Origin of the sequence: Streptomyces sp. N35 (assembly GCF_016464295.1) — a bacterium.
Classification (GTDB): Bacteria; Actinomycetota; Actinomycetes; order Streptomycetales; family Streptomycetaceae; genus Streptomyces.
The window spans coordinates 42,282-56,269 of record NZ_JAEIMH010000065.1; the positions used below are offsets into that span (position 1 = coordinate 42,282).

General features: G+C 70.0%; 14 protein-coding genes. 6 read left to right on the forward strand and 8 right to left on the reverse strand.

Features of this window, described 5'->3' with window-relative positions; genetic code table 11:
* Positions 1-96 precede the first annotated feature (96 nt).
* Positions 97-360, reverse strand: coding sequence for a BatC protein (locus JAO81_RS29820; RefSeq protein ID WP_165330194.1), 264 nt, complete (start codon positions 358-360; stop codon positions 97-99).
* A 223-nt stretch (positions 361-583) separates the two neighbouring features.
* Between JAO81_RS29820 and JAO81_RS29825 the strand changes: the two genes are divergently transcribed.
* Positions 584-1,144, forward strand: coding sequence for a type 1 glutamine amidotransferase domain-containing protein (locus tag JAO81_RS29825; RefSeq protein WP_374194364.1), 561 nt, complete (start codon positions 584-586; stop codon positions 1,142-1,144).
* A 106-nt stretch (positions 1,145-1,250) separates the two neighbouring features.
* On the opposite strand, the gene JAO81_RS29830 is transcribed toward JAO81_RS29825, so the two are convergent.
* Positions 1,251-1,988 carry a cyclopropane-fatty-acyl-phospholipid synthase family protein gene (locus JAO81_RS29830; RefSeq protein ID WP_199551067.1) on the reverse strand — a complete coding sequence of 246 codons (738 nt, stop codon included), beginning with the start codon at positions 1,986-1,988 and terminating at the stop codon, positions 1,251-1,253.
* Positions 1,989-2,309: 321 nt separating this feature from the next.
* On the opposite strand from JAO81_RS29830, the gene JAO81_RS29835 reads away from it, so the two are divergent.
* Complete coding sequence (locus tag JAO81_RS29835) at positions 2,310-4,109, forward strand: chitinase (RefSeq protein ID WP_199551068.1); 1,800 nt, start codon at positions 2,310-2,312, stop codon at positions 4,107-4,109.
* Between the two features lie 130 nt (positions 4,110-4,239).
* Entirely contained in the window at positions 4,240-4,890 is a 651-nt protein-coding gene (locus tag JAO81_RS29840; RefSeq protein ID WP_199551069.1) for an ester cyclase, read from the forward strand.
* Positions 4,891-4,997: 107 nt separating this feature from the next.
* On the opposite strand, the gene JAO81_RS29845 is transcribed toward JAO81_RS29840, so the two are convergent.
* The 3 genes from JAO81_RS29845 to JAO81_RS29855 all read right to left on the reverse strand — a co-directional run bounded on the left by JAO81_RS29845 (position 4,998) and on the right by JAO81_RS29855 (position 7,730).
* Entirely contained in the window at positions 4,998-6,149 is a 1,152-nt protein-coding gene (locus JAO81_RS29845; RefSeq protein WP_199551070.1) for a hypothetical protein, read from the reverse strand.
* A 201-nt stretch (positions 6,150-6,350) separates the two neighbouring features.
* The gene (locus JAO81_RS29850) at positions 6,351-7,082 is read right to left on the reverse strand and encodes a chitinase (protein ID WP_199551071.1); all 732 of its coding nucleotides are present in this window, start codon (positions 7,080-7,082) and stop codon (positions 6,351-6,353) included.
* Between the two features lie 129 nt (positions 7,083-7,211).
* Positions 7,212-7,730, reverse strand: coding sequence for a lytic polysaccharide monooxygenase auxiliary activity family 9 protein (locus tag JAO81_RS29855; RefSeq protein ID WP_199551072.1), 519 nt, complete (start codon positions 7,728-7,730; stop codon positions 7,212-7,214).
* A 395-nt stretch (positions 7,731-8,125) separates the two neighbouring features.
* Here JAO81_RS29855 and bla point away from each other — a divergent pair, with 395 nt between their 5' ends.
* Together bla and JAO81_RS29865 are read left to right on the forward strand one after the other, a co-directional pair.
* Entirely contained in the window at positions 8,126-9,055 is a 930-nt protein-coding gene (gene bla, locus JAO81_RS29860) for a class A beta-lactamase (RefSeq protein ID WP_199551073.1), read from the forward strand.
* 68 nt (positions 9,056-9,123) lie between these two features.
* Positions 9,124-9,321: a hypothetical protein gene (locus JAO81_RS29865; protein ID WP_199551074.1), complete on the forward strand. Its 198-nt coding sequence runs from the start codon at positions 9,124-9,126 to the stop codon at positions 9,319-9,321.
* A 51-nt stretch (positions 9,322-9,372) separates the two neighbouring features.
* Here JAO81_RS29865 and JAO81_RS29870 read toward each other — a convergent pair whose 3' ends face one another.
* From JAO81_RS29870 to JAO81_RS29880, 3 genes are all read right to left on the reverse strand, one after another.
* On the reverse strand, positions 9,373-10,038 hold the full coding sequence (locus tag JAO81_RS29870; protein ID WP_199551075.1) for a DUF6629 family protein: 666 nt from the start codon (positions 10,036-10,038) through the stop codon (positions 9,373-9,375).
* A gap of 126 nt (positions 10,039-10,164) precedes the next feature.
* A complete protein-coding gene (locus JAO81_RS29875) occupies positions 10,165-10,968 on the reverse strand; it encodes a phosphatase PAP2 family protein (RefSeq protein WP_374194365.1) in 804 nt (267 codons plus the stop codon).
* 4 nt (positions 10,969-10,972) lie between these two features.
* Positions 10,973-12,532 carry a threonine/serine exporter ThrE family protein gene (locus tag JAO81_RS29880; protein WP_199551076.1) on the reverse strand — a complete coding sequence of 520 codons (1,560 nt, stop codon included), beginning with the start codon at positions 12,530-12,532 and terminating at the stop codon, positions 10,973-10,975.
* 194 nt (positions 12,533-12,726) lie between these two features.
* On the opposite strand from JAO81_RS29880, the gene JAO81_RS29885 reads away from it, so the two are divergent.
* Positions 12,727-13,866 (forward strand): nitrate/nitrite transporter, encoded by a 1,140-nt coding sequence (locus JAO81_RS29885; protein ID WP_199551086.1) that lies wholly within the window; start codon positions 12,727-12,729, stop codon positions 13,864-13,866.
* The last annotated feature ends 122 nt before the right edge of the window (positions 13,867-13,988 follow it).

Here is a 13,988-nt window from a genome sequence, read left to right on the forward strand (position 1 = left end):
GGGCGAATTCCTCGCGGGACGGCGGGGCCGGGCGCGCGCGCAGGAGGCCGCCCCCTGGCGGGGCGTCGGCGACCCTGAGCTCAGGGGAAGGGGTGCTCAAACGCCACTGCCGGACTCGTCGGCCCCGCCATCGGCCCCGCCGTCGTGGACACCCGGCGTGCCCGCGGCGCCACCGTCCGCCGGGCCCTCGGCCCCTCCGTCGGCTCCACCGTCGTGGACACCCGGCGTCCCTGCGGCGCCACCGTCCGCCGGACCTTCCGCCCCACCGTCCGCACCCCCGTCGTGGACACCCGGCGTGCCCGCGGCGCCACCGTCCGCCGGGCCTTCGGTCTGGTTCGGGTCCTGCTCGGGGTTCGTCATGTCTCCTCCTGGAAGTCGACGGTCGGGACGGACGGGAGCCTGGTGAACCCCCGTGTCCCCACTTCCCAACGTCACCCATGCGGTCCCGGCCAGCAACCGGAGCGGCATCGACACAGCGATGCTTTTGTTCTGTATGTGCTGATTGAGATGGCACCTGCCGGTTACTGGATCCCTACGGCCTCGGCGCCCCGAGGCCACACCCCACGAGCGGAAGGACATGCCCATGCCCGCGGATCTCGGCAACCGTCGAGCCCTGGTCATCACGACCAACTACGGCGTCGAACAGGACGAGCTCGTCAAACCGGTCGAGCACTTGCGCGGCCTGGGCGCGCAGGTCGACATCGCGGCGACCGAGAAGGACGCCATCGTCACGCTGGTCGGCGACCGCGATCCGGGCAGGACCGTGCCCGCGACGCACCGCCTGTCCGAGGTGCGGGCCGACGACTACGACCTGCTCCTGATCCCCGGCGGCACGATCAACGCGGACACCCTGCGCCTCGAGGACGCGGCCCTGGACGCCGTACGCGCTTTCGCCTCGTCCGGACGCCCGGTGGCCGCGATCTGCCACGGCCCGTGGGTCGCGGTCGAGGCGGACGTGCTGCGCGGCAAGACGCTGACCTCCTACCCGTCCACGGCCACCGATGTCCGCAATGCCGGCGGCACCTGGGTCGACAAAGAGGTGCAGGTGTGCGGCGCGAACGGCTGGACGCTGATCACCTCGCGCAAGCCCGACGACCTCCCGGCGTTCCTCGACGCCATCAACGGAGCGCTGACGCCCGGCTGAGGCCGTGACCGTTTCCGCTCATTCCTCGACGCCGAGGTTCCGGAAGCGGCAGTGCGCCCCGGCACGCGGTGCCGGGGGGCACTTGGTGTGGTGTGTCAGCGGTCCATCAGGGCACGAACACGCCCCACCCGAGATATTCCCGCTGGAACCTGGCGTGCCGCACGGGAGCCGCGTCGAGCTCCGCGCGCATCTCGCCGGCGAGCTCGTCGTCGGGATTGGCATCCAGCCAGCGGCGGATGTTGAGCCATTGCGCCGCGACGTACCGGTCCCAGCTGTCCTGGTCGGCCAGGACCATCTCGACGACATCACAGCCCAGGGCACTGAACTGTTCCAGCAGCTCCGGCAGCGCGAGCAGGTCGTCCTTCCGGGTCAAGTGGCAGCCCTCGACGGTGGCTTGGTCCTCAGGCTCACGGCGCCAGTACGGTTCGCCGATCAGCATCATGCCGCCGGGAGCGAGACTGCGGCGCAGCAGTTCAACCGTGCCTGCGACGCCGGAGCCGATCCAGGTGGCGCCGACGCAGGCGGCGATGTCGACGGGCTCGTCGGCGACATGGCCCGAGGCGTCCGCGTGGACGAAGGCGACCTTGTCGGCAACGGCAAGCTCGACGGCCCGCGCACGGGCGGCGGCGAGGAAGACGGTGCTGATGTCCACCCCGGTTCCGACCACACCGTGGTCGCGGGCCCAGGTGCACAGCAACTCGCCCTTGCCGCAGGCGAGGTCGAGGACACGGGCCCCTGGCGACGGGCTGATGGCCTGACCCAGGAGGGCCAGTTTCTCACTGGTGAACGGGTTGCAGACGCGATGGCCGCTCTCGCGGATGGTGAAGCTACGTGGCAGATCCACTACAGGGATTCCTTCGGTCCTTGGAGGTCAGAACGGTTGGGCGGAGCGGCCGACGAGAGTTGGCCGCGAGTACCTGAACCGTCATCAAATGCACCTCTTCGAACGCGTGAAGGCTGGAAGCGGGGAGAGTACGGCCGTCGAGATCAGCATGTCCACCGCTTTTCCCGTCCTGCCGGCACCCGCCGATCCCCAGGCCCGTCGCGTACGCCCTGACGCAGCCCGAGGTGTCTGCCCGAGGCGTCTGTCAGAGGTATTGACCACCTTATTGGTCTGGACCAAGCTGTGCGCCACTCCCCCACATCGGGCCCCCTGGAGGCAGTGATGAAGCGCCACAGACCCCTCGCCGCCCTGCTCGCGTCGGCTCTCGCCGCGTGCGGTCTGCTCATGAACGCACCCGCCGCCACCGCCGCCGACATCGAACTCGCACGCAACGGCGGCTTCGAAGCCGGTCTGAGCGAATGGAGTTGCAGCGCCGGCAGCGGGGCGGTGATCTCCTCCCCCGTACACAGCGGGAGCAGGGCCCTGCAGGCGACCCCGGCCGGCAGCGACAACGCCAAGTGTTCCCAGACGATCCGTGTGCAGCCCAACTCCGCCTACACACTGAGTGGTTGGGTGCGCGGCAGCTACGTCTACCTGGGGGCGTCCGGCACCGGCACCACCGACGTCTCCACCTGGACCCAGTCCGCACCCGACTGGCAGAAGCTGACCACGTCCTTCCGCACCGGCGCCTCCACCACCTCCGTGACGCTCTACACCCACGGCTGGTACGGGACCGCCGCCTACCAGGCCGACGATCTCTCGCTCGTCGGGCCCGGCGGCGATCCGGTACAGGTGCCTGCGGCGCCGACCGGCCTCAAGGCGGGCACCCCCACCAGCACGACCGTCCCGCTGTCCTGGTCCGCGGTCCCGGGCGCGACCCGCTACACCGTCTACGCGGGCGGTACCCAGGTGACGACCGTGAGCGGCACCTCCGCCACCGTCTCCGGGCTCACCCCCTCCACCGCGTACTCCTTCCAGGTCACCGCGGGCAACAGCGCCGGCGACTCCCCCAAGTCCGCCGCCATCACCGCGACCACCACGAGCGGCGGCGGCGAACCCGGCGGCGACCTTCCCGCCCACGCCCTGGTCGGCTACCTCCACGCGAGCTTCGCCAACGGGTCCGGTTATACGCGGATGGCCGACGTGCCCGACTCATGGGACGTCATCAACCTGGCCTTCGGAGAGCCGACTTCGGTGACTTCGGGCGACATCCGCTTCAAGCTCTGCCCGGCGACCGAGTGCCCGAACGTCGAGTCCGAAGCCGAGTTCAAGGCCGCTATCGACGCCAAGCAGGCCGCGGGCAAGAAGGTCCTGATCTCGATCGGCGGGCAGAACGGCCAGGTGCAGCTGGGCACGACAGCGGCACGCGACGCCTTCGTCTCGTCCGTCTCGAACATCATCGACACCTACGGGCTCGACGGCCTGGACATCGACTTCGAGGGACACTCGCTCTCCCTGCAGAACGGCGACACCGACTTCCGCAGCCCCACAAGTCCCGTGATCGTGAACCTGATTCAGGCCATCAAGACCCTCAAGGCCAAGTACGGCGCGAAGTTCGTGCTCACCATGGCGCCGGAGACCTTCTTCGTCCAGCTGGGCTACCAGTTCTACGGATCGGGCCCCTGGGGCGGCCAGGACCCGCGAGCCGGCGCGTACCTGCCGGTGATCCACGCGCTGCGTGACGACCTCACGCTGCTGCACGTCCAGGACTACAACTCGGGACCGATCATGGGTCTGGACAACCAGTACCACTCCATGGGCGGCGCCGACTTCCACATCGCGATGACCGACATGCTGCTCACCGGCTTCCCCGTGGCCGGCAACGCCGAGCGCGTCTTTCCCGCGCTCCGACCCGACCAGGTGGCCATCGGACTGCCCGCCTCGACCAACGCGGGCAACGGGCACACCCCCACGGCCGAGGTGAACAAGGCCCTGGACTGCCTGACGAAGAAGACGAACTGCGGTTCCTACCGGACCCACGGCACCTGGCCGGCCCTGCGCGGCCTGATGACCTGGTCCATCAACTGGGACCGCTTCAACGGATGGGAGTTCAGCCGGAACTTCGACGCCTACCGCTGGTGACGCGCCGCGAACACAACTCGCTCACTGAGTGAAAGTTAGCGATCTGAACTGTGCACAAGTTGTGCACTTGTGGCCAAAGGTTGACTGCGCGAGTATCTGCCCAACTACCCACCTCCCGAAGGGCGTTGGCATGACACAGGCGGAAACCTCCCCTCCCCTCTGGCTTCAGGGGCGCGACGCGGTCATCGCCGCGGCCGCCCCAGGCGACTGGCGCGAGGAGGCTCCCGACTACCACTACTCGCACAGCGTGATGCCGGGGCAACGCACCAAGCAGCACGAGTCCGGTTCGCTCGACGCGATCGTCGAAAGCATCGTGCAGGTCTTCGAGATGGAGGTGTCACACAAAGGGGACCCGGCCACCTGGGTCTCTATGGTCACCGAGAAGTTCCGCACGCGCGTCAACGGCGGCCCCTGGGCCGACGCGGCGGACATCGTCGACAAGGGCAGCTACAACATCCTCATCGGCGACAGCGTCTTCTACGGCCAGGAGACCTTCGAGTCCTCCCACGAGGTGTTCCACACGGCGTTCCCCGAGGGCTTCTTCTGGGAGGTCCTGGAGGTCGTCTCGCCCCCGCCGGTCGTCACCTTCAAGTGGCGGCACTGGGGCACCTTCACGGGCGAGTACAAGGGGTTCGCGCCGACGGGCGAGAAGATCGAGATGTACGGGGTGAGCATCGCCAAGGTCAGCGACGACCTGCGTCTGCTCGAAGTCGAGCACTACTACGACCCGAACGCGTTCCTCGGGTCGATGACGGGCGGCTGCCCGGTCGCCCACGGCTGAGGGCCGACGGCACGCAAGGCGCTCAGCCGTGGATGACGGTCAGGCCGGAGGCCCGTACCCTCCGGCTCGTCCATCACCCGGCTGCCCCCTGCGCGCCGATGAAGGTGTCACTTCCCGGGACCGCGGAAGCGGCCGAGCGCCTTGGTGAACGTACTCAGGGGTGAAGAGTCCGGTTTGCCCGGGGCGGCGGGCGACGCAAGGGGCAGCCCCTTGCCGTCGGTCGCCTCGGACAGGGCGGCCTGCAGCGCTTCGGCGGCCTCCTGGTACCGGTCACGGGACTGCGTCATGGCCTCGAGCGCTTCGGCGTAGTGGTGGACCATGCGCCGGGCGTGGGCGAGCTCCTCATCGGGTGAGAGGAGGTGCCACCCTCGACGCAGCCGGAGCAGTGCGGCTTCGGCGTCGGGAGCGAGCGGTCGCGCCAGTCCGGCGAACTCCACGATTTTTGCGACGAGTTCCTTCGGCTCGGAGCCGTCCAGAAACACCGAGTGGAGCGTGAAGTGCTCCGCCTCGTATCCGGCATGTGGCTCGGCGGTCGGCAGCACGACGGCGCCACCGCGCGGCATGCGCACGCCACGCTCCTTGCGCAGGGCGAAGTCGGCGATCTGCGCCTGCTGGGGTGTGGCACGGTGTTCGATCACCTGGTGCCGCAGGCTCGGCGGCAGGAACGCGGTGAGCGGCCGTCGGCCCGGCCCGTCCGGGGTCATCGCTTCGTGCACCACGAGCTGGATGTACCAGCTCTCCTTGGCGCATTCCTTGAGCCGTGCGCGCAGCTCGTCGTCGTCGGCAGGCAGATGGTTGGTCCTGCCGAGCCGGATGTCCGGCACCATGTCGTGATCCCACTCGGCACGGCCGCTGTCCGGCCAGAACATCGTGGCGGGCGACGGCCAGTCCAGGTCCCAGCGCCGGTCCGCCTCCGCCGCGAGGATCCAGGTCACGGCGTCCTGGCTCTGGCGGCGCACCTTGCCCGCGTATGTCGTCAGCTGGGCACGGACAGTGACGTCGTCCGCCACGCGCCAGCGTGCCTCGAACACACGGCGGGCCGAGGCGCCGGGGTCGGCAGCAGCGTCCCGCGGGTAGAGCACGCTGGAACGCGCCGCGTCGTCGGGCTCGAGTTCCAAGAAGTCGTCCAGCACCCCGGCGGCCTTGAGCGCTATCAGGTTGCGTCGGGCGTCCAGCTCGGGGTCGGGGCCGAGATGACGCCCGCGTGCCAGCCATGCGGTATCGGGAGTGACGGTCGAGGAAGTCGTTTTCTTGGCCATGAAGTCGATCTGTGCGGGGGCAGGGGGCTGGCTCCAGTATGGGCGGCGCCGCCCCGGCGGCGGAGGGGAGGGGGGCGGGGAACGGCCGCGGGGCGGGGGGGGGAGGGGGCGGCCCCCCCCCCCCCCGCGGACCGCAGGAGCGGTCCGCGCCGCGCGGCGTGTCGGCGGTGCTCCCGCCTCCGGTTTCGGCGGGGCCGGAGGTCAGCAGCTCAGGTTGCCGCCGGGTTCGACGCCGAGCAGCTGCGTGAACTGCTGGTACTTGTCGATGCGGCTCTGGACCTGCGCGGGGTTGCCTCCGTTGCACTCCAGGGTGCCGTTGATCGCCCGGATGGTCTCGCCGAACCCGGCGCCGTTGGTCATGGCGGCGTGCGGGGTCATGGTGCCCGGGCCGCTCTGGGTGTTCCAGTACCAAAGGCCGGTCTTCCAGGCCACGGCAGAATCGTTCTGCACCAGGTCGGGGTGGTTGAGCAGGTCGATGCCCAACGCGTCCCCGGCGGCCTTGTAGTTGAAGTTCCAGCTCAGCTGGATCGGGCCACGGCCGTAGTACTTGTCGTGGCCGGCCGGACAGCCGTAGGGCTGCGTGGTGTCGCAGTAGTGCGGGTAGTTGGCGGTGTTCTGCTCGACGACGTGCACCAGGCCACCGGTCTCATGACTGACGTTCGCGAGGAAGGCGGCGGCCTCCTGCTTCTTCACCGTGTCGCTGCCGGTGTTGGAGAAGCCGGGGTAGGCCGCGAGCGCGTCGGTGAGCCCGCTGTAGGTGTAGAAGCTGTTCCGGTTCGGAAACATCTGGTCGAACTGCGCTTGGCTCACGATGAATTCGGCGGCGGTCTTTATGTCTTCGGTCTTCTCCGCCGAGGCCGTGGGGGCCAGGGTCAGGGTCCCCATCAGGGCGGCCGCGGCGGTCGTGGCCAGGGCGAGTATGCGGCGGTTCACATCGACTCCTTGGGAGGCGAGGGCGTGGGGGACGGCGCGCCCCGGGCCGCGAGCTTGACGTACGCGGGGGCGCGCCGGGGGTGGGGCCGCCCTGCCGGCAGGCGATGGGGCGGCCCCGAGGCTGGTGCGTCAGCCGCCGACGTTGACGTCGATGCAGGCGTAGAAGGCGTTGGTCGTGTCGGCGACGTTCCAGACGGCGAGCACCTTCTGCTTGCCGCTCAACGCGCCGAAGTCGACCTGGTGGTTCACGATTTCGCCGGGCTGGGCGCCCCCGTCGTCGAACTGCGCGATGCGCTGTCCGCCGACGAAGTACTCCCAGGTCGCCGTGGAGTGCCGGGCGCTGAGCTTCCACGAGAACGTGGTGCTCTTGGCGACCGGAGTGGCGGTCCATCCCTTGCTGTCGTCGTCCAGTTCTGCGAAGCGGCTGTTGCCGCCGCTGCAGCTGGTCAGGCCCTTCGGGCCCTCGACGCTCTGCGGCTCGTAGGCGATGTCACCGCACGAGACCGTCCCGGCGGCGCACTGCGCCTGCCGGCTGGGCGGATTCGAGACGTACCCGTGGGCGCTGGCGGAACTCGCGGGGAGGCTGAGGGCGAGAGCCGGGGCGAGTGCGGCGCCGATCAGGGCAGCCGTCTTCCTTCGGATGTACATGGTGTCTCCTTCACATCAGGCCGGCCGGGGACGCGCGGCTGTGGGGAGCCACGCGCAGCGGCACGGCCTCTCATGGGTGGGGCCAGGAGGCGCGAAGGTGCGCTTCACCAGGGCGCACGAGAGCAGCCCGGGGTACGGGCCAACTCCCCATGCGGAACGGTGAGTTCTGTTGGACTAGACCATAGTCGCGGGCGTTGTGGGCATGTCAAGGCCCCGTCATGGCGCCTTGCGTCTCGCGGCGCTGGGGCCCGTTGCCGGATGCCCATCGGGAGGACCCGCTGCCGCTGCCGCTCGGAGAACTCGTCCAACCTGACGGAGTGCTCCTGCGAACGTCAGGGAATGATCGTGTCCTGAGACACGATCAGCCGGAACCACCCCACTGGAGAGACGCCCTCATGCCGGACAACCCCAGCCGTCGCCTCGCTCTCGCCGCTCTGGCGGCCGCGGCCGCGGCACCTCTGGCCGGATGCAACGACAACGAGGGCCGTCGTCCCCGCAGACCCAGCGCCCAGCCCACCACAAAGACTCCCGTTCACGTGCCTGTCCGGGAATTCGGTGCGCTGGAGCGGGAGTACGACGCACGGCTGGGCGTGTACGCCCTGGACACCGCGAACGGTCGGGAGCTGACCTACCGGGCGGATGAACGATTCGCGTACTGCTCCACCTGCAAGGCGTTCCTCGCGGCAGCGGTACTCGACAAGCGCGGGGGCGACGGAATCGACAGCGAGGTCACGGTGCGTGCCTCGGACGTCGAAGGATGGTCACCGGTGACCGAGAAACACATCGGGGCACGCATGGCACTGCGCGCTCTGTGCGACGCCGCCGTCCGCTACAGCGACAACGGGGCCGCCAACGTTCTCTTCCGCGAACTGGGCGGGCCGCGTGGCCTGCAGAGCGCGCTGCGCGCCATCGGTGACGAGGTCACACGCTGCGACCGCTACGAGGTCGAGTTGAGCCAGGCGCGGCCGGGCGACGAACGGGACACCAGCACCCCTCGCGCGATGGCGCGCTCCCTCAAGGAGTTCACCCTCGGTGACGTACTGGCCGATGACAACCGTGCACTGCTGACCGACTGGCTCGTACGCAACACCACCGGCGCCAAGCTGATCCGGGCCGGCGCTCCGGACGGCTGGCGCATCGGCGACAAGACGGGCAACGGCTCGTACGGAACCCGTAACGACATCGCCCTCGCCTGGCCGCCGCGGAGCGACAGACCGGTCGTGCTCGCCGTGATGTCGCGCCGCAATGGCGACGACGCGAACGCGTCACACGACGATGCGCTGATCGCCCGCGCCTCCACAGCGGTCTTCCACGCACTGGCCTAGGCCCCCGATGCCGTGGCCGCCCGCATGGGACGGCTCATGCCCGGGCGAAGACGGGGAAGCAGGATCACATGGACACCGCAAAGCTCGAACTAGCCGCCCAGCGCTACCGCGAGGCGCAGGCCGCTCTGGACGCCGCGCTCGTCGACCTGCAGACCGAGGCGGTCACCGTGCTCCGTGAAGGGGGTGACGCGGCCGAAGTCGCCCGGATCACCGGCTGGAACCGGCGGCACCTGCGGGAAGTGCGCGCCCGAGCGGGCGACCGATGAGAGCCAGGAGAGCGAGCAGGGTGACGCTTCAGGGACGCTCGGGCGCCGGGTCTACGCGACCTGGCTCCCTTGCACCGGCCCGCTGTGCTGAGGGGGTGGCGCCGACTGCTCCGCGCCGACCCACCGGTACAGCACCACGGAACACAGCGCGGCCCACGCGCACCACGTGGAGATGAACTCCCACCGCCACACCATCGCGCACAGCGCCGCGCCGACACCGGCCAGGACGCCGAGCAGTCTCAGACCCTTTTCACCGGACACCACCAGCGCCCCGATCGTCCCCAGCAGGTAGCCGGCGAGCAGCAAGGGCGCATACGGCAGACCAATCGCGTATCCCATGGTGTGACCGCGGATCTCGGCCGCGACGGGCCTCGTGACCAGGACGTACGCGAGGACAGCGGACGTGACCACCGCGGCGGTCACCGGGATCGTCAGCCGCCGACGCTCCCTGCGGGGAACGACGCACAGCACTCCGAAGGAGACCCACAGCGGCAGCAACGGCAGAGCGATCACTGCCCAGACGAGGGTGGCCGGACCGGTGCCGCCGCCCGCGTTCCAGACGACCGCCTCGACCAGCTGATGCGCTCCGAGAAGTAGCGGAAGCGCGGCCAGCGGCAGCGCGCGGCGACGCACGCGGGCAGCGCGTGTCACACAGGCGACACCGACCACGCTGATCGCCCCGCCCGCCACCAGGTCGGCCGATGCACTCCAGCACATACGGAAACGCTAAGTCGGCGTCTCGCAGACCGCGTCCGAAGGCCGGCCGGGGCGCCGTCGATCGACGCGAGCGGGTGCGCGTCGGCGCGGGGCCAGGACACCAGTCGCACCGGCTCCGCGGTGACGTCATCCGGGATCGGGATTGCGCCGTTCGATGTACCGCGGCAGCTGCCAGGGGAAGGAGCCGAACCAGGCGTAGCTGACCGCGAAGCCGAAGCCGAGGCAGATCAGGCCGCCCAGGGCGTCGGTCCAGAAGTGGTTGGCGGTCGAGATGATCACCAGCAGCGTGGCGACCGGATAGAGGATGCCCAGCGCCTTCACCCAGGGGTGCCGGGCGAAGCACGCGATCATCGTCGCGCACCAGGTGGACCAGCCGATGTGCATGGACGGCATCGCGGCATAGGGGTTCGAGACCGAGGCGGCGCTGCCCTGGCTCATGGAGCCCCAGGTGTGGTGCACCGCGACCGTGTCGATGAATCCGGCGTCCTCCATGAGCCGGGGCGGGGCCAGCGGGAAGAAGGCGAAGCCGATCAGGGCGATGCCGGTGGTCGCGAACAGTGCGAGGCGGCCGCTGATGTAGCGGCCCGGGTGGCAGCGGTAGAGCCAGACCAGGACGCTGATCGTGACGATGAAGTGCAAGGTCGCGTAGTAGTAGTTCATGCCCACGATCAGCCAAGTGACCTTGTTCACCGCATGGTTGACGGCGTGCTCGACGCCGATGCCGATGCGGCGTTCGGTGTCCCACACCCAGTCGGCGTGCCGCAGCGCCAGGGCCTTCTCCCGGGGCACGGCGTTGCGGACCAGGGAGTACAGCCAGTAGCTCACGGCGATCAGAACGATCTCGAACCACAGCATGGGTTTGCGCGGGGTGCGCGCCCGCGCCAGGAGGCTGGGCTTCTCGGTGGGTGCGGTGGGGCGGGCGGTGGTCACGGTTCTAGCCTCGCGGCGCGGACTCGGGCGGCAACTCGGACGGATCCGGCTCCGGCGGCGCGGTCGGAGTCCCGTCGGGGCCTGCCGCGCCGGACGCCCCGGAGGGGTCGGCCGCGGACGGGGCGGGCGAGCGGGGCAGGCCCGGCTCGGCGGGTACCGGGACCGTGCGCCGGCTCAGCGCGTTGGCGCCCACCAGGACCCCGAGGGCCACGGCCACCACGGTGAGCAGGGCTTCGACGGTCGTGTCGAGGCCGCTGTTCTCGTGGTCCACGAGGAGCTGCCCGACACCGGTGAGCCCGAGGCGCCCGGGCACCAGCATCCAGAAGGCGGGCAGAAAGACCACCTGGGCCGGCGGGGCGTGCGGATTGCGCTCGATGAGACGCGTCAACAGCGGCAGCGTCACCCCGCCCGCGAACGCGCCGAAGAGCGGCCCCGCCACCGTCGTGCCCACATCCTGGCCGACCTTGGCCACGCACAGGACGAGCAGCAGCCACGGCAGCGTACGCAGCGAGGCCGAGAAACTGAGGACGAAGCCGAGACCGAGCAGACCGACACCCGCCCACGCCGCCCAGGCTCCGAGGGCGTCCACGGAGGTGTCCTTGGCCAGCGGGTGCTCGGTGACCAGCTGGGACCCGACGGCGATGCCGAAGGCGAGCAGGATCAGGACGTTGAGGCCGTACACGAGGCGGCTGGCGCCCGACACGATGGAGCCGGTGGCCAGTTCGATGGTGCCCATGGTCAGCGCGGTGCCCGGCAGGAACGCCACCAGGGGCGGAATGAGCAACTTGGTCGGGTCCTCGCCGAGCAGCGGCCCGCTGTAGCGGTACGCGACGGCGGTGACGAGCAGCGCGGCGAGCACCGGGAGCGCCAGGTTCACCAGCCGGCCGGCCCGATCCGCGTATTCGCGCAGCATGCCGACCCCGAGGCCGAGCACCGCGTACCCGGCGAGCGCCATGGAGTTGGGCAGGGTCAACAGGCCGAGGCCCATGGTCATGACGACATAGCCCAGGACTCGCGTCCAGAACCTGAAGCGCGGCCGCATCGCCTCGATCTCGGCCAGGCGTGCGGTGCCGGCCTCGGGGGCCACGGGGTGGGCGTAGACCTCGTCGATGAAGCGGTAGAGCTGATCGATCTGGTCGAGGCGCAGATCGGGGCCCTGAACGGGGGCGAAGTCGATGACCGAGTCGGGGGCCTTTCCGGCGCGTACGAACACGCCGGTCGGCACCACGAAGGTGTGCACGGTGTCGAAGCCGTAGCGGGCGCCCAGCCGGTTGATGGTGTCCTGGACGGCGTCGACGGACTCGCCCGCCCGGACCAGTGTGGCTCCGACGACCCGCAGGAAGGCGATCAACTCCTGGGGCGGTGGCGGGGGCTCGCTCGGCTCGGGCAGGTCGGGACTGCCGGGCAGCAGGCTGCGCAGCTTGCGCAGCCGGTGCCGGACGACGGGGGCGGAGGCGTGCCGTGGGGCGGCGCGCCGGGAGCGGCCGGGGCGCCCGCGGCGGGCCCCGGCCGCGGGGAGTTCCCTGTCGTCGGCGCCCTGCGCGGGCCGCGGCGCGTCGGCCATGGCCACATCCTGCGCGGTCGGCGCGCTGCGGCGCACGCCTGGCGGGGCGCTCGCGCGCAATCGGGTGACCAGGCCGCGTCCCGGTCCCTGATCCGGACGGCGCAGTTCAGCGCGCTCGCGGGACAAGGGGTGCCTTGACTGGAGGCGTGGACACTGATCAGCGCACCTCCGCCGCCGCGTACCGGAACCTGATCATGGCGACGGTGGGGTTCACGCTCACCTTCTGGGCCTGGGATCTGATCGCTCCGCTGGCATCGGGCTACCGGGACCGTCTGAACCTGAGTTCCTTTCAGCAGTCGCTGCTGGTGGCGATTCCCGTACTCGTGGGTTCCGTGGGCCGGATCCCGGCGGGTGCGCTGACCGACCGGTACGGCGCCAGGCTGATGTTTCCGCTGGTTTCCGCGCTCACCATCGTTCCCGTGCTGCTGCTGATCCCCGTCAAGGACAACTACGGCCTGCTGCTCGTCGTCGCTCTGCTGCTGGGACTCGGGGGTACGACGTTCGCGATCGGTGTCCCCCTGGTCAGCTCCTGGTTCCCGCCCGGGCGCAGAGGGTTCGCGCTCGGCGTGTTCGGCATGGGCACCGGGGGTGTGGCGCTCTCGGGGTACTTCACTCCCCGCATCGCCGCCCATGGCGAGAACCTGCCCTTCCTGGTCGTCGCGCTCGGGCTTGCCGTATTCGCCGTGCTGGGTGTGCTGTTCATCCGTGACCACCCCGACCGCCAGGTCCCGACTTCCTCGCTGGGTTCCCGGCTGCGGCAGGCGGGCAGGCTGCGGGTCACCTGGGAGCTGTCGGCGCTGTACGCCATCGGCTTCGGCGGCGTCGTGGCGTTCGGCGTCTACCTGCCGACCTACCTGAAGACCTGGTACGACCTCTCCCCCACGGACGCCGGCACCAAAGCCGCCGGGTTCGCTCTGGTCACGGTGATTTTCCGGCCGATCGGCGGGCGCCTTTCGGACCGTTTTCATCCCGCCATCGTCACCGCGGTCGCCTTGGCCGTCGTCGCCCTGTTCGCCGTGGTGCAGGCCTTCGACCCGCCCCTGGCGCCGCTGGCCACCATCGCGCTGCTTGCCATGGCCGCAGGCCTGGGCGCGGCGGGCGGCAGCGTCTTCGCCCTGGTCGCGCAGGTCACCCCGCAGCCTCAGGTGGGGAGCGTGACCGGCATCGTGGGCGCGATGGGCGGCCTGGGCGGCTTCGTGCCGCCGTTGCTGATGGGCGCCATCTACAGCGTCAAGGACTCGTACTCCATCGGCTTCATGCTCCTGTCCGACCTCGCGCTCGCGGGCTGCGTGTACGCGTACGGCCGCATGCGCACCTTGCGCACCACACCGTGAGAGTCGCCGTGGCGTGCGCGAACCGACGACTTCCTGAATGAGCGGACCCGTCTAACGACCTCGTGCATGGTTGGCCGTGGCGCGTCGGGCCTTGACCGTTGATCATGGTCTGTGTGGTGAGG

Excerpts from the sequence above, each read along its gene's own strand:
- JAO81_RS29820 (WP_165330194.1), bottom strand. The coding sequence starts at position 360 with ATGACGAACCCCGAGCAGGACCCGAACCAGACCGAAGGCCCGGCGGAC.
- JAO81_RS29825 (WP_374194364.1), top strand. The coding sequence starts at position 584 with ATGCCCGCGGATCTCGGCAACCGTCGAGCCCTGGTCATCACGACCAAC.
- JAO81_RS29835 (WP_199551068.1), top strand. The coding sequence starts at position 2,310 with ATGAAGCGCCACAGACCCCTCGCCGCCCTGCTCGCGTCGGCTCTCGCC.
- JAO81_RS29840 (WP_199551069.1), top strand. The coding sequence starts at position 4,240 with ATGACACAGGCGGAAACCTCCCCTCCCCTCTGGCTTCAGGGGCGCGAC.
- JAO81_RS29845 (WP_199551070.1), bottom strand. The coding sequence starts at position 6,149 with ATGGCCAAGAAAACGACTTCCTCGACCGTCACTCCCGATACCGCATGG.
- JAO81_RS29855 (WP_199551072.1), bottom strand. The coding sequence starts at position 7,730 with ATGTACATCCGAAGGAAGACGGCTGCCCTGATCGGCGCCGCACTCGCC.
- bla (WP_199551073.1), top strand. The coding sequence starts at position 8,126 with ATGCCGGACAACCCCAGCCGTCGCCTCGCTCTCGCCGCTCTGGCGGCC.
- JAO81_RS29865 (WP_199551074.1), top strand. The coding sequence starts at position 9,124 with ATGGACACCGCAAAGCTCGAACTAGCCGCCCAGCGCTACCGCGAGGCG.
- JAO81_RS29870 (WP_199551075.1), bottom strand. The coding sequence starts at position 10,038 with ATGTGCTGGAGTGCATCGGCCGACCTGGTGGCGGGCGGGGCGATCAGC.
- JAO81_RS29880 (WP_199551076.1), bottom strand. The coding sequence starts at position 12,532 with ATGGCCGACGCGCCGCGGCCCGCGCAGGGCGCCGACGACAGGGAACTC.
- JAO81_RS29885 (WP_199551086.1), top strand. The coding sequence starts at position 12,727 with ATGGCGACGGTGGGGTTCACGCTCACCTTCTGGGCCTGGGATCTGATC.